The following is an 18,809-nucleotide window of genomic DNA, read 5'->3' as shown; positions in this document are numbered from 1 at the left end:
GAGCGCACCACCCATCGACAGGAGTACATCGATGTCCGAAGCCACCCGCACCGTGACCGTCGCCAGCGCGTCCGGCCTGCACGCGCGCCCCGCGTCCCTCTTCGTCCAGACCGTGACGGCCTCCGGCCACCAGGTCACGATCGCCAAGGGCGACAAGTCCGGCAACGCCGGCAGCATCCTCGCCCTGCTCGGCCTGGGCATCGAGAACGGTGATGAGGTCAGCCTCACCGTGACCGGCGACGACGCCGAGACCACCGCCGACAGCCTGGTCGAGTTCCTGCAGACGGACCACGACGCGGCCTGACGCCGCACTGCGACGGACGGGAGGCACGGTGCCAGCTGGCACCGTGCCTCCCGTCCGTCGTGCGGTCCCCCGCACTGCCGGGCCCGCGCCCGCCCCGTCCGTCCGGCCCGTCCGGCCCCGCCGGGGTTCCGAAATCTCGTCATCTCGGCGTCCCCCACGTCGGTCCGTGGAACCCCGGCGAACGGCACGCGGCGAGTCGTGGAACCTCGAACCGGTGCGGTCCGGGGCTGTCGGCGCCCGCCGATAAGGTGGTCGGCATGACACGCCTGCGCCTCGCATCCGTCAACGTGAACGGCGTCCGCGCCGCCTTCCGCAAGGGCATGGGCGACTGGCTCGCCACCCGCGACGTCGACGTGCTCGCCCTGCAGGAAGTCCGTGCGTCGAGCGAGGACCTGGCCGGTCTGCTCGGCGACGAGTGGGACATCGTGCACGACCCCGCGACCGCCAAGGGCCGGGCGGGTGTCGCGATCGCGTCCAGGCACTCGGCCCAGATCCACCGCGTCGCCCTCGGACCGGACGAGTTCGACTCCGCCGGCCGCTGGCTCGAGGCCGACTACGAGATCGGCGGCACCACGGTCACGGTCGTGTCCACCTACGTCCACTCGGGCGAGGTCGACACCCCCAAGCAGGACGAGAAGTGGAAGTTCCTCGACGCCATGACCGAGCGGCTGCCCGCCCTCCGCGCGCACAACCCGCTCGCCGTCGTCGTCGGTGACCTCAACGTCGGGCACGACCAGCGCGACATCAAGAACTGGAAGGGCAACGTCAAGCGAGCGGGCTTCCTGCCGCGCGAGCGTGCCTACTTCTCGCGCTTCTTCGGTGCTGACGGCGAACCGGTCGAGGGCGCTGACGGCTCGACGGGCCCGGGGCTCGGCTGGGTGGACGTCGGGCGTGCGCAGGCCGGCGACGTCGAGGGGCCCTACACGTGGTGGTCCTGGCGCGGCCAGGCGTTCGACAACGACACCGGCTGGCGCATCGACTACCAGATGGCCACGCCCGACCTCGCGGCGAAGGTCACGGAGTACACGGTCGACCGCGCCGCGGCGTACGACCAGCGATGGTCCGACCACGCCCCCGTGGTCGTCGACTACGAACTCTGATCCCCACTCGTTCCGCTCCACCTGACCCACAGGAACACCACCATGACCAAGACCCGCATCTTCTCGGGCATCCAGCCGTCCGCCGGCTCGCTGCACCTCGGCAACTACGTCGGGGCGCTCATGCAGTGGCGCGACCTGCAGGACGACTTCGACGCCATCTACTGCGTCGTCGACATGCACGCCATCACCTCGCCGCAGGACCCGGCCGAGCTCCGCGCGAGCACCCGGGCGACGGCCGCGCAGTACATCGCGTCGGGCATCGACCCGACGAAGTCGACGCTGTTCGTGCAGTCGCACGTGCCGGCCCACGCCGAGCTCGCCTGGGTGCTCAACACCCTCACCGGGTTCGGTGAGGCGAGCCGGATGACCCAGTTCAAGGACAAGTCGGCGCGGCAGGGGTCCGAGGCCGCGTCGGTCGGGCTCTTCACGTACCCGGTCCTGATGGCCGCCGACATCCTGCTGTACGACACCAAGGTCGTGCCGGTCGGCGACGACCAGCGCCAGCACGTCGAGCTCACCCGCGACCTCGCCGGACGCTTCAACTCGCGGTTCGGCGACACGTTCGTCGTGCCCGAGGCCCGCATCGGCACCGAGACGGCGCGCATCTACGACCTGCAGGACCCGACGAGCAAGATGAGCAAGTCGGCGGCGTCCGACAGTGGCCTGATCCGGCTGCTCGACGACCCGAAGCGCACCGCGAAGAAGATCAAGTCGGCCGTCACCGACGACGAGCGCGAGATCCGCTCCGACCGGCAGGCGAAGCCGGGCGTGACGAACCTGCTCGCGATCCTGTCCGCCTTCAGCCGGACCCCCGTCGCCGAGCTCGAGGCATCGTTCGCGGGCAAGGGCTACGGGGACCTCAAGGGCGCGGTCGCCGACGCCGTCGTCACCGAGCTCGAGCCGGTGCGCACCCGCACGCTCGAGCTGCTCGACGACCCCGCGGAGCTCGACCGGCTGCTCGCCGTCGGCGCGGACCGTGCCGAGTCCATCGCGCAGGAGACCCTGGCGCGCGTGTACGACCGGATCGGGTTCGTCCCGCGCTCGCGCGGCTGACCGTGCTGCCGGTCACGCTGGAGTCCGCCCGGGTCCGACTCGACGTCCCGACCCGGGCGGACACCGCGGCGATCACCGACGCCTGTCAGGACCCGGACATCATCCGCTGGACGACGATCCCCACGCCGTACCGCGAACAGGACGCACGGACCTTCGTCGACGCCCTGGTCGGACCCGGCTGGGCGTCGGACCGCGAGTACACCTGGGCGATCCGTCGCAGTGGGTCCTCCTGGCTCGAGGGGATCATCGGCTACCGCACCGCCGGCCGCGACCTCGGCTTCTGGCTGGCGCCCTCGGCCCGCGGTGCCGGGTTGATGCACGATGCGGTGGAGCTCGTCGTGGACTGGGCGTTCGAGGACGGTGCTCCGGACGTCTACTGGGAGTGCTACGAGGGCAACACGGCGTCGGCCGCGGTCGCACGCAGCGCCGGGTTCTCGTTCACCGGCGCCGGGCCCGCACGGATCCCCGGACGCGACGGCGGACCGACGACCGCCTGGACCGCCCTGCGCCGGGCCGACGGCGCGCCCGCATCGGACCTCCCGTGGCCCGACGCTCCGTGACGCAGCGCTCCGAGACCCGGTCCCGCATGACGCCGCGTTCCCGACGATGACGCGTCACCGATCCGCCGCCGGTAGGCTCGATCCGTGAGCGACACGGCACGACCCACCGAGGTCCGGGCGATGCGCCGCGGGCTCGAACTCGCGGCCCTCGGGCCCGTCGTGGGCGACCACGCTCGGGTCGGCGCGGTGATCCTCTCCCCCGCCGGCGACGTCCTCGCCGAGGGGTGGCACAAGGGTGCCGGAACCCCGCACGCTGAGGTCGACGCGATGGCGAAGGTCGATCCGGCACAGCTCCGCGGCGCGACGGCCGTCGTCACCCTCGAGCCCTGCAACCACACCGGCCGCACCGGCCCCTGCGCCGTCGCCCTGATCGAGGCCGGGGTCGCACGTGTCGTGTACGCGATCGACGACCCGGGTACGGACGTGCACGGCGGCGCCGACCGTCTCCGCGCCGCCGGGGTCGACGTCGTGTCCGGAGTGCTCGCAGACGAGGCCGAGGCGTTCCTCGAACGGTGGCTTCTGTCGGTCCGACTCGGACGCCCCTGGGTGACCGTGAAGTGGGCCTCGAGCCTGGACGGCCGGGCCGCGGCTGCCGACGGGACGAGCAAGTGGATCACCGGCGCCGCAGCCCGGCAACACGTGCACGAGCAGCGTGCCGCGCACGACGCGATCCTGGTCGGCACCGGCACCGTCCTCGCCGACGACCCGAGCCTGACCGCTCGGGGTGACGCGGGCGAACTCCTCGCCGACCAGCCGCTCGCGGTCGTGCTCGGCGACCGCGCCGTCCCCGACGACGCCGCGGTCCGGCGACACCCCCGCGGGCTCGTGACGCTGCCGGGGCACGACCTCGCCGCGTCGCTCGCGGCCCTGCGTGGGCACGGCGTGCACTCGGTGTTCGTCGAGGGCGGCCCCACCGTCGCGTCCGCGCTCATCGCCGCCGGGCTCGTCGACGAGTACCTCGTGTACGTCGCCCCGATCCTGCTCGGCGGACCCCGGGTCGCCCTCGACGACCTCGGGGTGGGAAGCATGTCCGGGCGTCGGCGGTTGGACGTACTATCGACCACCAGCCTGGGCCCTGACCTGCTGGTCCGAGCCCGACCGCAACGCAGCGCGACAGCGCAGCAGCACGACGCAGCACCCGGGTTCGGAGACGACGGGCCCACGAACGACCGGAGCACCCCATGACCGACGCGCTGACCTCCTCCACCCCGGGCAGCCCCGTCCAGTTCGAGGTGTCGACGAACGTCCCCACCACCCACGGCACGTTCCAGATGCGCGCCTACCGCGACCTCGTGACCGGCGCGGAGCACGTCGCGATCATCGGCGCGCTGCCCGACGGGTCCGCCCCGTCCGACGGCGCCCTGGTCCGCGTGCACTCCGAGTGCCTGACCGGCGAGGCGTTCGGCTCGCTGAAGTGCGAGTGCGGGCCCCAGCTCGACGCCGCCCTCGACACCATCGCTGCCGAGGGCGGCGTGGTGGTCTACCTGCGCGGGCAGGAAGGACGCGGCATCGGGCTCATCAACAAGCTCAAGGCCTACCGCCTGCAGGAAGACGGCCTCGACACGCTCGACGCGAACCTGGCGCTCGGGCTGCCGGCCGACTCCCGTGCGTACGGCGGCGCCGCGGGCATCCTCGCCGAACTCGGCATCACCCGCGTGCGGCTGCTCTCGAACAACCCCGAGAAGCGTCGCCAGCTCGAGGAGCACGGCATCACCGTCGAGTCGCTCGTGCCGCTGGTCGTCGGCGTCTCGGCGCAGAACGCCGGCTACCTCGACACCAAGCGCGACCGGATGGGGCACCAGCTGCCCGCGCACCTCGAGGCCGGCGCCAGCGCCAGCGCCGGGGCCGGCGCAGGAGCCGCCAGCTGACTCTGGGCTGATTCGCAGGTGGGCGACATCTGTCGTACGATGTTGTCTTCCGTCACAAGCGGTCCCCCACCAACCGAACGCACCCGATCGGTGCCCGCGCCACCCAGCGCGAACCGATCGGTGTCCGCCGTTTCGGGTATCCGTGCTCCCTGCCAGGAGTGCGCACCACGGAAGACCACACGACACCCATGACCGCCGCACCGGCACCAGCAACCCCGACCTCAGCTCCGGCACCAGCAGGCAACCCGCGCTCGCGCGTCGTCATCGCCAGCCTCGTCGGCACCTCGATCGAGTTCTACGACTTCTACGTCTACGCGACGGCCGCGGTCCTCGTCTTCCCGACGCTGTTCTTCCCGAACGAGGACCCCACGGCATCGCAGCTGTCGTCGTTCGTGACGTTCGCCCTCGCCTTCTTCGCGCGGCCGATCGGGTCGATCATCTTCGGGCACTTCGGTGACCGGGTGGGCCGCAAGGCCACCCTCGTCGCGTCGCTGCTCGTCATGGGCACCGCGACGTTCCTGATCGGCTGCCTGCCGACGTTCAGCACCATCGGCGTGTGGGCGCCGGTCCTGCTCGCCGTGATGCGCTTCGCCCAGGGCGTCGGCCTCGGCGGCGAGTGGTCCGGTGCGGCACTGCTCGCCACCGAGAACGCCCCCAAGGGCAAGCGCGGCGTCTTCGGCTCGATGCCGCAGCTCGGCGCACCGATCGGCTTCCTGCTCGCGAACGGCCTGTTCATCGCGATCAACGCCGCGATGCCCGCCGGTGCCGACGGCACCCCGAACGCCGACTTCCAGGCGTGGGGCTGGCGCATCCCGTTCCTGCTCTCCTCGGTCCTGGTCATCGTGGGGCTCTACGTGCGCTTCAAGCTCGTCGAGTCGCCGGTGTTCCGCGGCGTGCAGGAGTCCGGCACGGTCGCGAAGATCCCACTGGGCCGGGTGTTCCGCACCTCGTGGAAGGCGCTCATCGTCGGCACGTTCGGCATGGTCGCGACGTACGTCCTCTTCTACTTCATGACCACGTTCACCCTGTCGTACGGCACCACCGGTGCCGAGGCCGGTCCGCTCGTCCCGAAGGTCGGCCTCGGCTACAGCCGCGGTGAGTTCCTGACGCTGCTCATGATCGGCGTCGTGTTCTTCGGCATCTTCACCCCGATCGCCGGCATCCTGGCCGACAAGTTCGGGCGCCGGAAGACCCTCATCCCGACCACGATCGGCATCGCGCTGTTCGGTCTGACGTTCCAGTTCTGGTTCGCCGCGTCGCAGGGTCCGATCACGGTGGTGACGTTCCTGATCGTCGGGCTGTCCCTGATGGGGCTGACCTTCGGGCCGATGGGTGCGCTGCTGCCGGAGCTGTTCCCGACGAACGTCCGGTACACCGGCTCGGCGATCGCGTACAACGTCGCGTCGATCCTCGGTGCCTCGCTCGCACCGACCATCGCCCTGGCGCTGTGGCAGGCCGACGGCAACATCTTCCTGGTCGGGCTGTACCTGACGATCGCCGCCGTCGTGACGCTCGTCGCGCTGCTCTTCGTCCGCGAGACGAAGAGCAAGGAGTTCGCGGACGCCTGAGACGCGACCACCTGTGGGACGGGAGGCCCGGTGCCAGCTGGCACCGGGCCTCCCGTCCGTCGTGTGCGCGCCCCGACTGCCCGGCGCACGACGTCGACGCACCAACCTGTCCGTCAACTCAGGTTGACAGCTGTCAGCGCGTCAATGTAGGTTGACAGCCATGGACCGACCGACCATCACGAGCCTCGCGGCCGGAGCCTCCGGGGACGACCCGTTCTCCGCCCTCGCCAACGTGCGCGAGCTCCGCCGTGAACTCGACCGGACCGAAGAGCTCGCTGCCCGTGCCGCCCGCAACGCCGGGGCGTCGTGGCAGGAGATCGCGACCCTGCTCGGTGTCAGCCGACAGGCAGTGCACAAGAAGTACGGCAGAAACTAGGAACACGATGAGTCTCCCCTTCGCGCGCCCCAAGAAGACCGACGGCCCCCGCGCCACCTTCGGCCGCCTGTTGTCCTACCTGTTCGAGAACAAGCCGGCGATGGTCGTCATCATCGTGCTGAGCATCCTCGGCGCCGGGGCGTCGCTCGCGCAGCCGCTGCTCGTCAACCAGGTCGTCACGGCGGTGCAGCAGGGCAACACGCTCAGCACGCTCGTCTGGCTGCTCGTCGGGCTCGTCCTGGTCGCCGGCGTCCTGAACGGTGTGCAGCACTTCCTGCTCCAGCGTGCGGGCGAGGGCGTCGTGCTCTCGACGCGCCGCAAGCTCATCGCCCGCATCCTCAACCTGCCGATCTCGGAGTTCGACACCCGCCGCACCGGCGACCTGGTGTCCCGCGTCGGCAGCGACACCACGCTCCTGCGCGCCGTCCTGACCCAGGGCCTGATCGAGTCGATCGGCGGCGCCCTCACGTTCATCGGCGCGATCATCGCGATGGCGATCATCGACCCGCTGCTGCTCGTGATCGTGGTCGTCATCGTCCTGGTCGCGATCGTGGTCGTCGGCGGACTGAGTCGGCGCATCCGGATCGCGTCGAAGCGTGCGCAGGAGAAGGTCGGCGACCTGACCGCGGCGGTCGAGCGCGGCATCGGCGCCGTCCGCACCATCCGCGCGGCGGGTGCCACCGAGCGCGAGGTGCACGAGGTCGACGGACACGCGACCGAGGCCTACCAGCGCGGCCTCGACATCGCGAAGATGTCCGCGTTCGTCGTCCCGGTCGCGAGCATCGTCATGCAGGTGGCGTTCATCGCCGTGCTCGGGGTCGGCGGGGCCCAGGTCGCCGCGGGCACCATCACCATCGCCACGCTCATCACGTTCATCCTGCTGCTCTTCATGATGATCATGCCGCTCGGCCAGGCGATGGGCGCTGCCGTCGCGGTCGCCCAGGCGCTCGGTGCGCTCGGCCGGATCGAGGAGATCCTGCACCTGCCGACCGAGGCGCAGGACGACGCCGCTGCGCGCCCCGCCGCCGCGGTCGCCTCCGACGACGCCATCACGTTCGAGCACGTCACGTTCCGGTACGCGGCTGCAGCGGATGCGTCCGGTCCGGACGGCGCCGTCGCGTCCGGCGCGGTGGACCGACCGGGAGGCCCGGATCGCCTCGCCGACGAGCGTCCGGTCGACGACGTGGTGCTCCACGACGTGTCGTTCCGCGTTCCCCGCGGCTCGCGGGTCGCACTCGTGGGTCCGTCGGGTGCTGGCAAGTCGACGACCCTCGCCCTGATCGAGCGGTTCTACGACCCGACCGAGGGCATCATCCGGCTCGGTGGCATCGACGTCCGGGGCATGGACCGCCAGGAGCTCCGCGCCCAGATCGGCTACGTCGAGCAGGACGCACCGGTACTCGCCGGCACCATCCGCGCGAACCTGCTGCTCGGTTCGCCGGACGCGACCGAGGACGACTGCGTCCGCGTGCTCGAGGCGGTCAACCTCGGCGAGGTGCTGCACCGCGACCCGCGTGGGCTCGACGCCCAGGTCGGCGAGGACGGCGTGATGCTCTCGGGCGGAGAGCGTCAACGGCTCGCCATCGCCCGCGCCCTGCTCGCCGCTCCCCCGATCCTGCTGCTCGACGAGTCGACGTCGTCGCTCGACGGCGTGAACGAGCAGAAGATGCGGCTGGCGATCGATGCCGTCGCCGAGGACCGCACCCTGCTCGTCATCGCGCACCGGCTGTCCACCGTGGTCGACTCCGACGTCATCGTCGTGCTCGAGCACGGCCGAGTCGTCGGCGCCGGCACGCACTCCGAGCTGGTCGAGTCGACGCCGCTCTACCGAGACCTGGCGAAGCACCAGCTGCTGGTCTGAGCCCCGCCGCCGCGCCCGTTCAGGCGGCGAACGGGTCCGGGGTGAGCACGTACACGGTCTCGAGGTACTCCTCGATGCCCTCGTGCGAGCCCTCGCGGCCGAGCCCGGACGACTTCACCCCGCCGAACGGGAACGCTGCGTTCGACACGACGCCGGTGTTCAGCCCGAGCATCCCGGTCTCCAGGCGTTCGGCGAGCCGCTGCCCGCGCGGGAAGTCCGTCGTGAACGCGTAGGCGATGAGCCCGAACTCGGTGTCGTTGGCGAGCCGGATGCCCTCGTCCTCGGTCGCGAAGCGCGTGATCGACACGACCGGTCCGAAGATCTCGGTCGTCAGGATCTCCGACCCCGGCTGCACGTCGTCCAGCACCGTAGGCGCGTAGTAGGTACCGGGCCGCTCGACGCGGTGTCCGCCGGTGACGAGCCGCGCGCCGCGGGTGACCGCGTCGTCGACGAGTCCGGCGGCCTTGTCCACTGCACGGTCGTCGATGAGCGGGCCCATCGTCGTGCCGTCCTCGGTACCCCGGCCGATGCGGAGCGCGTCGACCTTCGCGGTGAGGGCGGCCACGAACGCGTCGGCGATGCCGTCCTGCACGAAGAACCGGTTGGCAGCCGTGCAGGCCTCGCCGACGTTCCGGAACTTCGCGAGCATCGCAGCGGTGACGGCGGCGTCGAGGTCGGCGTCGTCGAACACCAGCAAGGGGGCGTTGCCGCCGAGCTCCATGCTCGTCTTGAGCACGTTGTCCGCCGCCTGCTTGAGGAGCGCGGACCCGACCGGCGTCGACCCGGTGAAGGTGAGCTTGCGGAGGCGGCGGTCGGCGATGATCGGCTCGGACAGGCCCTTGGCGTCGAGGGACGGCACCACGTTGAGCACGCCGTCCGGCAGCCCGGCACGGCGGAACAGCTCGACCAGGAACAGCGTGGTCAGCGGCGTGAGCTCCGCCGGCTTCACGACGACCGTGCAGCCGGCCGCCAGTGCAGGGCCGATCTTCCGGGTCGCCATGGCGAGGGGGAAGTTCCACGGGGTGATCGCGTACACCGGGCCGACCGGACGCTTCAGGACGATCGCGCGTCCGGTGCCCTCGGGGTTGGTGCGGTAGTCGCCGCCGATGCGGACGGCCTCCTCCGAGAACCAGCGGAGGAACTCGCCGCCGTAGACCACCTCGCCGCGGGCCTCGGCCAGGGGCTTGCCCATCTCGAGCGTCATCAGGGCGGCCAGGTCGTCCTCGTGCGCGCGGACCAGGTCGAACGCGCGACGCAGCACGTCGGAACGCTGGCGTGGAGCGGTCGCCGCCCACTCCCGCTGCGCGGCGACCGCGGCGTCGAGCGCGGCGATGCCGTCCTCGGGGGTGGCGTCGGCGACCTCGGCCAGCACGTCGCCGGTCGAGGGGTCGCGGACGGCGAACGTCGCGCCGCTCGCTGACGGGCGCCAGGACCCGCCGATGAACAGGCCGGTCGGCACGCCCTGCACGGTGACGTGGTCGTCGCCCACGGTCGTGGTGAGGTCGCCGGTCGTGGCGCTCGTGTCGGTGCTGGTGTCGGCGCTGGTGTCGGTGCTGGTCTCGGTCACAGCTGTGCTCCTCCGGGGTTCGCGAGCCCCTCGTCCATGTCGCTGCGGTCGACGTGCCCGCCGGCCGATCGGATGTCGTCGAGCGCGCGGGCGCTGCGCTCGACGTCGACGCCGGCGACCAGGTCCTCGTAGACCGCGACGTCGATGCCGGCAGCGCGGGCGTCGAGGGCCGAGGCCCGGACGCAGTGGTCGGTGGCGATGCCGACGATGTCGACGGAGTGCACCCGGTGCTCGGCCAGGATCTCCGGCAACGGCACGCCCGACTCGGTCCGCGCCTGGAAGGCCGAGTAGTCCGGCGTGCCCTGGCCCTTGAAGACGTCGACGTCGATCGGCTCGGTGTCGAGCTCCGGGTGGTACTCGGCGCCCGGTGTGCCGGCCACGCAGTGCACGGGCCACGTGTCGACGAAGTCGGGGCCCTCGGGTCCGGCGAAGTGTCCGCCGTTGTCGTCGTCGCCGTGGTGCCAGTCGCGGGAGCCGACGATCAGGTCGTACTCTTCGGCGTGCCGGCCGAGGAACGCGCTGATCCGTTCCGCGAGGGCCGCGCCCCCGGTGACACCGAGCGCACCGCCCTCGGTGAAGTCGTTCTGGACGTCGACGATGAGGAGAGCCCGTGCCATGGGCCCATCCAACACCCGGTGACTCAGGAGTCGGTGAGCTTGCTCCCGCACGAGTAGGCCGCCGCGGTCACCGCGTCGAGCGCCGGCAGCGCGGCCGCGCGCGACGACCCGATGGCGTAGAACGCGAAGGTCAGGCGCGATCCGTCTGCGGCGTCGATGTACCCGCCGAGGGTGTTCGCGCTGTCGATCCACCCGGTCTTCGCGTGCACCTTGCCGCGGGCGACGGCGTTCGCGCCGGTGAAGCGGCTGGCGAGGGTGCCGGACTGGCCCGACACGGGCAGGGCGTTCGCGAGGGTACCGAGGCCCTTCGCGCCGGCGGCGACCTGCACCATGAGGTGGGCGACGAAGTTCGGCGACACCGCGTTCGCGGCGCTCTCGCCCGAGCCGTCCTTGATGACGATGCCGGCCGGGTCGACGCCGTAGGAACCGAGCGCCGACTGGTACACCGAGGTCAGCGACGCCGCCGACCCGTTCGAGCCGGACTCCTTCGACGACACCCGGGCGAGCATCTCGGCGAGGGTGTTGTCCGAGTTCGGGATCATCTGCCCGATCAGTGTCGACACCGGCTGTGACGACACCGTCGCGATGGTGTTCGTGCTGGTCGTGGCGCGCTTGACGATCTGTGCCGACCCCGCCCCGGCGACCCCGGCGTTCGCCAGTGCCGTCCGGAACGCGGCGCCCGCGCGGCCGACCGGGTCCTCGGACCGGGGCGAGGTCGCCGCGGCCGGGTTCGCCCGGTCACCGTCGACCATGAGCGCCGTCACCTTCGGCTGGTACCCGATGGTGCGCTCGGACACCGGCCACGTGGGGTCCCACGCGTCGGCGTCGCTCCAGTACGTGTCGTCGGTGACGATCGTGGTGACGGGGGTGTCGCCGACCTTCGCCTTGACCTGTTGGGCGAGCTGCGCGAGCGTCGGGGCCCCCGGGTAGACCGTGCCGTTGCCGGCGGACAGGGTGGCGTCGCCGTGCCCGACCAGCGCGATGGTCCCGCCGGACTCCTGCGTGACCGTGGTCGGGATGCGGTGGTCGCCGCCGAGCACCGCGAGCGCCGTCGCCGTCGTCAGGGTCTTCATGACGCTGCCGGTCTGGGCGGCCTCGTCGCCGTCCTTCGAGAACAGGACCTCGCCGGTCTTCGCGTCCATGACGTACCCCTCGAACGCGCCGAGACCACTCGCCGACGCCGCCCCGGCGATCGAGCAGGTGCGCAGGGCGGAGGGGCCGGCCGGGTCCTTCGGCACGGCGCGGGCGTCCGGGGTGGGTGTCGGCGTGCTCGTCGGTCGCTTCGTGGTGGCGGTCGACCGGCTCGGCGTCGAGGTCGCACGCGACGTGGTCGCCGGCGCGGCCGTCGTGCCCGTGTCCGGTGTCATCGCCGCGGCAACCGCGACGGCCCCGCCCGAACCGATCACGAGCAGGGCCGCGAGCCCACCGGCGATCCAGGGCACCGGGCGGCGCACGGCGGAGGCGCGCGCGGCTGCGACGGCGGCGCGGACACGCTCCGGTACGGAAGGCGGGGTGGGCTGCTGCTCGGACATCGCGACCGATCCTACGGAACTGCGGCAGGAGCTTCCATGCCGGATCGTCCCGATGTGGACGACGCGACCCGGATCAGGGCGCTGTGGAGGCGTCGTCCGCGGGGTAGTGCACGCCGACCTGGCGGCGGGCCTCGTCCATGACGGCCATGATCGCGACCGACTGTTCGGCGTCCATCGGACCGCCCTCGTGCACGCCGGACGTGACCATCGCCTCGAACGCGCGCGCCTCGTGGCCGTAGCCTGCGAGCTCCTCGCGCGCGTCGAACTCCTCGACCACGACGCCGTCGCGGTCCCGGATCCGCCAGGTCGTCGGGGTGTACCAGGTCGAGTCGACGTCGATGCGCCCCGACTCGCCGATCACGGAGGCCGTGTTCGGGCTGCGCACGTCCATCCCGAAGTGGATCACCGACTGTGCACCGCCGTCGTGCGTCAGGACGATGCCCATCTGCGTGTCGACACCCTGCTCGCTCAGCGTGCCGGCCGCGACGAGCGAGGTGGGCACCCCCAGCACGTCGACGGCGAAGGACACCGGGTACACGCCCAGGTCCAGCAGGGCTCCACCGCCGAGGGCGGGATCGCGCAGCCGGTGCGACGGGTCGGTGGGCAGAGCCTGGTGGTGCGTCGCCTCGACGAGCACCGGCCGGCCGATGCGCCCCTCGGCCAGGACCTCGCGGATCATCGCCATCTGCGGCAGGAACCGGGTCCACATCGCCTCGGTCACCGCGACGCCCGCTCGACGGGCAGCATCGACCACCGTCCGCGCCTCGGCCGCCGTCATCGTGAAGGCCTTCTCGACGAGGACGTGCTTGCCGGCGCGGATCGCGAGCAGGGCGTCCTCGGCGTGCCGGACGTGCGGGGTCGCGACGTACACGGCGTCGACCGTGTCGTCGGCGACGAGGTCCTCGTAGGAGCCGTGCGCCCGTGGGATGCCGAACTCCGCCGCGAACGCCTCGGCACCGTCGCGGGTGCGGCTGCCGACCGCCGTGAACTCGATGCCGGCGGCGACGCAGTCGCCCACGAAGGACCGGGCGATGCCGCCCGTGCCGATGACTCCCCAGCGAACCGTCATGCGGCCATGTCTACCAGGACTGGCCGCAGCACTTTGGTATGGACTCCACGGGTGATTGCCAGCTAACGTGCTGCGAGATCCCCCATCCGGGGGTCACTCCTCCCCGAGTCGAAGGTGTGCAGGTCCTCCATGCGCCGTTCCGTCCTCTCCGTCGTCGCCACCAGTGCGGCGATCGTCCTCACGTCCACCCTCGTCGGCGGTCCGGCCAGCGCACACGGGTGGGGCGACCCAGGACACGGACCGGGACACTCGCCGGGGCACTCCGCCGACGCCGGCCTGACCCCGCGGACGCACTTCACGATGGCTGCCGACGGCACGTCCGGTACGACCCAGGGCGGCGAGGGCATCCCGAACATCGACTCCGTCAAGAAGACCATCGCCACCTACTACGGCGACCCCGGCACGGGCCTGGCGAACCGGACCGACTCCCCCTACATCCGCGAGATGCGATCGATCGTCGCCCGCCAGGGAGCGTCGCTGCAGCGCATCCACGACCGCGCCGTCCGCCACGGCGAGAAGCCCGCGATCGTCCTCGACGCCGACGACACCACCCTGTGGACGTACGACATGGAGGTCGCGGACATGCACTTCGTCTTCGACCCCGCACGGCAGGACGAGTGGGTCCAGGACGAGCGCTTCGCCGCCACCCCGTCCATGGTCGGCTTCGTCAACCGGGCCGCCGCGATGGGCTTCACCGTGTTCGGACTGACCGGCCGGAACGACGACCAGAAGACCGCGACCGTGCAGAACCTGTCGAAGGTCGGCTACACCGCCTTCACCGAGGACCGCTTCTTCACGAAGTGGACCGGCAAGGGTGCCTCGCAGCAGCCGTCGTACGTGACCTGCGCCGCCGCGAGCTGCACGACCGTCGAGTACAAGGCCCTGACCCGCAAGCACATCGAGCAGGACCTCGGCTACGACATCACGCTGAACATCGGCGACCAGTGGAGCGACCTGCAGGGCGGGTACGCCGAGCGGTCCCTCAAGCTGCCGAACCCCACCTACTACCTGCCCTCGGCCGATCTGCCCGGCGTCTCCGAGCCCCGGCTCGCGCCCCGGACGCAGTTCACGATGGCGGCCGACGGCACGTCCGGTGCGACCCAGTCCGGTGAGGGCATCCCGAACATCGACTCCGTCAAGAAGACCATCGCCACGTACTACGGCGACCCCGGCACCGGACTCGCGAACCGCACCGACTCCCCGTACATCCGCGAGATGCGGTCCCTCGTCCGGCGGCAGGCCCCCGTCGTCGCCGCCCAGTGCGCCGTCGGCCGCAAGCTGCACCGCAACCCTGCGATCGTGCTCGACGCCGACGACACGACGCTCTGGACCTACGACATGGAGGTCGCGGACATGCACTTCGTCTTCGACCCCGCACGGCAGGACGAGTGGGTGCAGGACGAACGGTTCCCCGCGACCCCGTCGATGACCTCGCTCGTGTCGATCGCACAGCGTTCCGGCTGCACGATCATCGGGCTGACCGGCCGGAACGCCGATCAGGAGACCGCCACCATCGACAACCTGCAGCGCGTCGGCTCCCCGCAGTTCTCGGCCACGAAGCGCGGCACCGAGACGTACTACACGAAGTGGACCGGGGTCGGGGCGTCGCAGCAGCCGTCGTACATCACCTGCGCCACGGCGAAGTGCACCACCGTCGAGTACAAGTCGCAGACCCGGGCGCACATCGAGTCACGATCGGGCGGACGCTACGACGTGGTCGCGAACTTCGGCGACCAGTACAGCGACCTGCTCGGGGGTTCGGCGGACCGCAGCGTCAAGCTGCCGAACCCGACGTACTACCTGCCCTGACCCTCAGCGCCGGTGCTTGCCCAGGGCGGCGTCGGGCGCGGCCATCGGGTGGGTGCGGAACCAGCGCAGCAACGCTCGCGCCTTGCTGGTGTCCGCACTCCGGTCGCCGTCGGACAGGAACGTGTCGAAGCCGTCGGGGAGCGCGGTCTCGTGGTCGCGGTCGAACGCCATCGTCCACTCGCCGAACCGCGGCGTGTGGATCCGCTCCTCGACGAGCAGCCCGACGTCGGTGTGCCGGGGGTCCTCGGTGATCCGCTGGTACGTCTCGAGGACCGCGGCCTCGGGCCCCTCGAGCAGCTGCATGAAGCGGCCGTCCTTGTACACGAGCAGGCCGGACAGGCCCGATGCGGCGTTCCGGGCCCTGGCGTGTTCGAGGAGCGCGTCGAGGCGGGGCTGGTCGAAGGGTTCGTCGGCGGCGCTCATGTAGACGAGTGACAGGAGCATGACGACCTTCCGAACGGAGAACACGGCTTCGGTTCGATCGTCCCGCACGACGGAGGTCCGGCGAAGCCCCAGAACGGGGAGCGGGCCGGCGCGGCCCGTCGTCACTGCGCGTCGTAGGTGCGGACCCAGTCGATCTGCAGGTTGCCGGCCTTGCCCCAGTTGCCGACCTGCACCATGTAGCGGTGCGGGGTCGTCGGGACGTTCCGCGCGACCGTGAAGACGAGCTTGCCGTCGAGGTAGTAGTGGATCGCCCGCCCGGGGATCCACTCCGTCGTGTAGGTGTGCCAGTCCCGCCAGGACACCCGGGTGTTGTAGTTGTCCGACGCCTTCTCGTCCCCGGGCAGCATCGAGTGGTGGAACACCCGCGGCGAGCCGTCGAAGTTGCCCTCGGGGTAGTTGAGTTCGCCGTCCGCCCAGTCGTTCGACGTCGGCCAGAGCATGATCGCTGCGCCGTTCTTGTCGCCGCCGGTGGCACGGGCGCGGATGCTGAACGACCCGCCGACGTGCGACCAGGCGTCCTCGGGCGTGCCGAACGTGCCGGCCGATCCGTGCTCGCCGTCGAGGGCGATGTCCATGTACCCGTCGTGCGCGCTGACCATCTTGCTCGACCAGTACTTGCCGCCGGTAGCGTCCGGGTACGGCTGCCACGACTGCGCGTACGTCGCCGCGAACGGGCCGTTCGCCGCAGCCGGCGTGTCGAAGTCCACCGAGAAGGTCGGCGTGCGCCCGATGGTCGGATCGGTGGCCACCGTGGTCGGGTGCGGGGTCGGGGTCGCGCTGCTGCTCGATGCGCCGGCCGGGGCCGCCGATGACGTCGCCCGCGACTCCGGCACCGCGGCGGCCGTGATGGCCAGCGCAGCAGCCGCAGCAGCCACCAGGACGACGGTCGTCGCACGCTTGAACACGGTACCTCCGTCGGTCGTCCGCCGAGGGGGTACGGGGCGGTGCAGGTGGTCGGTCGCGGGGATCCCCGCGTCCTGACGAGGCTAACCCGCGTCCTCCCCCGCTGTCTGGTCCGGAGCCAAGGGGTGCGGTTTCCCGCAGACGCAAAAATCCCCGGTCAGGACCTGTTGCAGATCCGTGACCGGGGACGTGTTCTGAGCCGCCTGTCGGAATCGAACCGACGACCTATTCATTACGAGTGAATCGCTCTACCGACTGAGCTAAGGCGGCGCGCTCGCTCCGAACCCGGAGCGGCACGATCAATGACTATACAGGCTCAGACGAGTGAACGCGAAACGAGCACGCCGAGCTCGGCGAAGGACCTGCGGAGCTCGTCGACCAGGTGCGAACCGGCCTCGGACCCGGACCACTCCCACCACGCGTGCCGGAGCGCACCGAGCGCCACGATCGACGCCAGGCGCGCCCGACGACGGAGCGCGTCGGGGTCCGCGGCGAGCTCGGGGTCCTCGCGTTCGAGCCGCCGGGCGACCGCCGCCTGGATCTCGGCCTGGAACTCCTTCATCGACTCCATGCGTCGGCTGAACAGTTCGGGGTTCGCCCGGAGCACCTGCTGCCGTTCCTCGATGAGTCCGCGTTCCTCGATGAGCTCCTGCGTCGAGTGCACGAGCAGTGCACCGAGGTCCGACAGCAGGTCGCCGTCCGGTCCCCCGTCGACGAACTCCTGCAGCGCGGCGTCGTCGGGCAGCTCCGGGTCGTCCCCGAGGATCGCCTGTTCCTTGCTCGGGAAGTAGTTGAAGAACGTGCGGGGTGAGACGTCGGCTCGACGCGAGATCTCGTCCACGGTGACCGCACCGAGGCCGTCCTCGATCGTGATGCGGAGCGCGGCCGCCTGGATGGCGCGGCGGGTGGCGCGGCGTTTCCGTTCGCGCAGGCCGGGTTCAGCGTCGGGCATGCCGTGATTGTCCCATGCCCCACTCGTCGCGGGGAGAGTCCGTCACGGTCAGTGGCGGACGCGGGCGATCGTGACGAGCAGCGCCTCGAGCGCGAGCAACGCCGCCACGTTCGCGGCGATCCGCTGCCGGGCGAGGGCGATCGCGTCGAGCACCTCGAGCGCCGCGGCCGGCGTGACCGACTGCAGGGCCTGGTCGAGGTGGTCGCGCATCGCCAGGTTCACGGGTTCCGCCGGGGCACCGAGACCGAGCAGGAGCAGGTCGCGGTACAGCGAGGACACGTCGACCAGGATGCGGTCGAGACCGTCGCGCAGGCTGCGGGTCGCACGGCGCTTCTGGTCGTCCTCGAGCAGCCGGAGCTGCGAGCGGAGGGCCGGCGGGATCGTCCCGCCGGGTTCGATGCCGAGCGATCGCAGTGCGGCGTCGCGTTCTTCGGAGTCGCGCTGCTGCGTGATCGCCTTGGCGTCTTCGTCGGCGACGGCGAGCAGGTCGGCGGCGGCCATCACGGCGTCGCCGACGCTCCGGACGCCGAGCACGGTCGTCAGGGTGCGGCGGCGACGATCGCGGGCGTCCTCGCTCGTGGCCAGGCGCTGCGCCATGCCGATGTGGCTCTGCGCCTGCCGTGCTGCGTCCATCGCGAGGGCGCGGTCGATGCCGGTGCGGGCGACGAGCAGGTCGGCGACGGACTCGATGCCGGGGACCCGGAGGCGTACGGAGCGGACGCGCGACCGGATGGTGGGCAGCAGGTCGGCTTCACTCGGAGCGCAGAGGATCCAGACGGTGCGCTCCGGAGGTTCTTCGAGCGCCTTGAGCAGCAGGTTCGAGGTGCGTTCCGTCATGCGGTCGGCGTCCTCGATGATGACGATGCGGTACCGCCCGACCGAGGGCGAGTAGTACGACGAGGTCACGAGCTGCCGGATCTCGTCGATCGTGATGATCACGCGCTGCGTCGTGAGCACCGACACGTCGGGATGGGTCTTCGCGGTGATCTGCTGCAGGGTGTGGTCGTCGTCGGGACCGTTGCCCACGAGGGCCGCGGCGAACGCCGTCGCCACGTTCGACCGGCCGGACCCGGGCGGCCCCGTGATCAACCACGAGTGCGTCATGCCGCCGGTGCCGTCGGTCGACTCCGCGGCGTTCCGGAGGGAGGCGACTGCTTCTTCCTGACCGGTCAGGCCGTCCCACACGCTCACGGGACCATCCTGTCAGCGACCACCGTCATGCGGGC

Annotated in this window: 17 protein-coding genes, 1 tRNA gene and 1 pseudogene; 10 read left to right on the top strand and 9 right to left on the bottom strand. The window is 71.2% G+C overall.

All coding sequences use genetic code 11. From position 1 onward, the window contains the following. Positions 1–31: 31 nt before the first annotated feature. The 9 genes and pseudogenes from EDF33_RS11495 to EDF33_RS11455 all read left to right on the top strand — a co-directional run bounded on the left by EDF33_RS11495 (position 32) and on the right by EDF33_RS11455 (position 8,690). Complete coding sequence (locus EDF33_RS11495) at positions 32–304, top strand: HPr family phosphocarrier protein (protein WP_111086640.1); 273 nt, start codon at positions 32–34, stop codon at positions 302–304. A gap of 257 nt (positions 305–561) precedes the next feature. Continuing rightward, positions 562–1,404: an exodeoxyribonuclease III gene (locus tag EDF33_RS11490; RefSeq protein ID WP_123292347.1), complete on the top strand. Its 843-nt coding sequence runs from the start codon at positions 562–564 to the stop codon at positions 1,402–1,404. Between the two features lie 42 nt (positions 1,405–1,446). Further along, on the top strand, positions 1,447–2,457 hold the full coding sequence (gene trpS / locus EDF33_RS11485; RefSeq protein WP_132100089.1) for a tryptophan--tRNA ligase: 1,011 nt from the start codon (positions 1,447–1,449) through the stop codon (positions 2,455–2,457). A gap of 2 nt (positions 2,458–2,459) precedes the next feature. Further along, the gene (locus EDF33_RS11480) at positions 2,460–3,017 is read left to right on the top strand and encodes a GNAT family N-acetyltransferase (protein WP_132100088.1); all 558 of its coding nucleotides are present in this window, start codon (positions 2,460–2,462) and stop codon (positions 3,015–3,017) included. Positions 3,018–3,137: 120 nt separating this feature from the next. After that, positions 3,138–4,202, top strand: a complete 1,065-nt coding sequence (ribD, locus tag EDF33_RS11475; RefSeq protein ID WP_243692445.1) for a bifunctional diaminohydroxyphosphoribosylaminopyrimidine deaminase/5-amino-6-(5-phosphoribosylamino)uracil reductase RibD — start codon at positions 3,138–3,140, stop codon at positions 4,200–4,202. A 29-nt stretch (positions 4,203–4,231) separates the two neighbouring features. Next, positions 4,232–4,885, top strand: a pseudogene (ribA, locus tag EDF33_RS11470) (GTP cyclohydrolase II); the annotation flags it as partial. Between the two features lie 188 nt (positions 4,886–5,073). Further along, positions 5,074–6,453: an MFS transporter gene (locus tag EDF33_RS11465; RefSeq protein ID WP_132100085.1), complete on the top strand. Its 1,380-nt coding sequence runs from the start codon at positions 5,074–5,076 to the stop codon at positions 6,451–6,453. 160 nt (positions 6,454–6,613) lie between these two features. Next, positions 6,614–6,829, top strand: coding sequence for a hypothetical protein (locus EDF33_RS11460; protein WP_123292166.1), 216 nt, complete (start codon positions 6,614–6,616; stop codon positions 6,827–6,829). Between the two features lie 7 nt (positions 6,830–6,836). Beyond that, positions 6,837–8,690 (top strand): ABC transporter ATP-binding protein, encoded by a 1,854-nt coding sequence (locus EDF33_RS11455; protein ID WP_132100084.1) that lies wholly within the window; start codon positions 6,837–6,839, stop codon positions 8,688–8,690. Between the two features lie 19 nt (positions 8,691–8,709). On the opposite strand, the gene EDF33_RS11450 is transcribed toward EDF33_RS11455, so the two are convergent. The 4 genes from EDF33_RS11450 to EDF33_RS11435 all read right to left on the bottom strand — a co-directional run bounded on the left by EDF33_RS11450 (position 8,710) and on the right by EDF33_RS11435 (position 13,475). Further along, complete coding sequence (locus EDF33_RS11450; RefSeq protein ID WP_243692444.1) at positions 8,710–10,137, bottom strand: NAD-dependent succinate-semialdehyde dehydrogenase; 1,428 nt, start codon at positions 10,135–10,137, stop codon at positions 8,710–8,712. A gap of 116 nt (positions 10,138–10,253) precedes the next feature. Then, positions 10,254–10,874, bottom strand: coding sequence for an isochorismatase family protein (locus tag EDF33_RS11445; protein WP_132100082.1), 621 nt, complete (start codon positions 10,872–10,874; stop codon positions 10,254–10,256). 23 nt (positions 10,875–10,897) lie between these two features. Further along, positions 10,898–12,406: a D-alanyl-D-alanine carboxypeptidase/D-alanyl-D-alanine-endopeptidase gene (gene dacB / locus EDF33_RS11440; protein ID WP_243692438.1), complete on the bottom strand. Its 1,509-nt coding sequence runs from the start codon at positions 12,404–12,406 to the stop codon at positions 10,898–10,900. Between the two features lie 73 nt (positions 12,407–12,479). After that, entirely contained in the window at positions 12,480–13,475 is a 996-nt protein-coding gene (locus EDF33_RS11435; protein ID WP_132100081.1) for a Gfo/Idh/MocA family oxidoreductase, read from the bottom strand. 129 nt (positions 13,476–13,604) lie between these two features. On the opposite strand from EDF33_RS11435, the gene EDF33_RS11430 reads away from it, so the two are divergent. Then, complete coding sequence (locus EDF33_RS11430; RefSeq protein WP_132100080.1) at positions 13,605–15,284, top strand: HAD family acid phosphatase; 1,680 nt, start codon at positions 13,605–13,607, stop codon at positions 15,282–15,284. 3 nt (positions 15,285–15,287) lie between these two features. On the opposite strand, the gene EDF33_RS11425 is transcribed toward EDF33_RS11430, so the two are convergent. From EDF33_RS11425 to EDF33_RS11405, 5 genes are all read right to left on the bottom strand, one after another. After that, positions 15,288–15,728, bottom strand: a complete 441-nt coding sequence (locus EDF33_RS11425; RefSeq protein ID WP_123938665.1) for a BLUF domain-containing protein — start codon at positions 15,726–15,728, stop codon at positions 15,288–15,290. Positions 15,729–15,829: 101 nt separating this feature from the next. Further along, the gene (locus tag EDF33_RS11420; RefSeq protein WP_132100079.1) at positions 15,830–16,633 is read right to left on the bottom strand and encodes a glycoside hydrolase family 16 protein; all 804 of its coding nucleotides are present in this window, start codon (positions 16,631–16,633) and stop codon (positions 15,830–15,832) included. Between the two features lie 195 nt (positions 16,634–16,828). Continuing rightward, positions 16,829–16,901: transfer RNA gene (locus EDF33_RS11415), tRNA-Thr, on the bottom strand. A gap of 46 nt (positions 16,902–16,947) precedes the next feature. Continuing rightward, the gene (locus tag EDF33_RS11410) at positions 16,948–17,583 is read right to left on the bottom strand and encodes a TetR family transcriptional regulator (RefSeq protein WP_132100078.1); all 636 of its coding nucleotides are present in this window, start codon (positions 17,581–17,583) and stop codon (positions 16,948–16,950) included. Between the two features lie 48 nt (positions 17,584–17,631). Further along, the gene (locus EDF33_RS11405; RefSeq protein WP_123292158.1) at positions 17,632–18,774 is read right to left on the bottom strand and encodes a DNA polymerase III subunit delta'; all 1,143 of its coding nucleotides are present in this window, start codon (positions 18,772–18,774) and stop codon (positions 17,632–17,634) included. Between the last annotated feature and the right edge of the window lie 35 nt (positions 18,775–18,809).

It is taken from the genome of Curtobacterium sp. PhB146 (genome assembly GCF_004342995.1).
Taxonomy (GTDB): Bacteria; Actinomycetota; Actinomycetes; order Actinomycetales; family Microbacteriaceae; genus Curtobacterium.
The sequence above is the reverse complement of the archived record's forward strand: the minus strand, read 5'-3'. Positions and strand labels throughout refer to the sequence as shown.

What these genes read in the sequence shown, in the direction of transcription:
- EDF33_RS11425 (WP_123938665.1), bottom strand. Translation starts at nt 15,728, where the DNA reads ATGCTCCTGTCACTCGTCTACATGAGCGCCGCCGACGAACCCTTCGAC.
- ribD (WP_243692445.1), top strand. Translation starts at nt 3,138, where the DNA reads ATGCGCCGCGGGCTCGAACTCGCGGCCCTCGGGCCCGTCGTGGGCGAC.
- EDF33_RS11455 (WP_132100084.1), top strand. Translation starts at nt 6,837, where the DNA reads ATGAGTCTCCCCTTCGCGCGCCCCAAGAAGACCGACGGCCCCCGCGCC.
- EDF33_RS11495 (WP_111086640.1), top strand. Translation starts at nt 32, where the DNA reads ATGTCCGAAGCCACCCGCACCGTGACCGTCGCCAGCGCGTCCGGCCTG.
- EDF33_RS11490 (WP_123292347.1), top strand. Translation starts at nt 562, where the DNA reads ATGACACGCCTGCGCCTCGCATCCGTCAACGTGAACGGCGTCCGCGCC.
- dacB (WP_243692438.1), bottom strand. Translation starts at nt 12,406, where the DNA reads ATGTCCGAGCAGCAGCCCACCCCGCCTTCCGTACCGGAGCGTGTCCGC.
- EDF33_RS11410 (WP_132100078.1), bottom strand. Translation starts at nt 17,583, where the DNA reads ATGCCCGACGCTGAACCCGGCCTGCGCGAACGGAAACGCCGCGCCACC.
- EDF33_RS11460 (WP_123292166.1), top strand. Translation starts at nt 6,614, where the DNA reads ATGGACCGACCGACCATCACGAGCCTCGCGGCCGGAGCCTCCGGGGAC.
- EDF33_RS11430 (WP_132100080.1), top strand. Translation starts at nt 13,605, where the DNA reads ATGCGCCGTTCCGTCCTCTCCGTCGTCGCCACCAGTGCGGCGATCGTC.
- trpS (WP_132100089.1), top strand. Translation starts at nt 1,447, where the DNA reads ATGACCAAGACCCGCATCTTCTCGGGCATCCAGCCGTCCGCCGGCTCG.
- EDF33_RS11435 (WP_132100081.1), bottom strand. Translation starts at nt 13,475, where the DNA reads ATGACGGTTCGCTGGGGAGTCATCGGCACGGGCGGCATCGCCCGGTCC.
- EDF33_RS11465 (WP_132100085.1), top strand. Translation starts at nt 5,074, where the DNA reads ATGACCGCCGCACCGGCACCAGCAACCCCGACCTCAGCTCCGGCACCA.
- EDF33_RS11445 (WP_132100082.1), bottom strand. Translation starts at nt 10,874, where the DNA reads ATGGCACGGGCTCTCCTCATCGTCGACGTCCAGAACGACTTCACCGAG.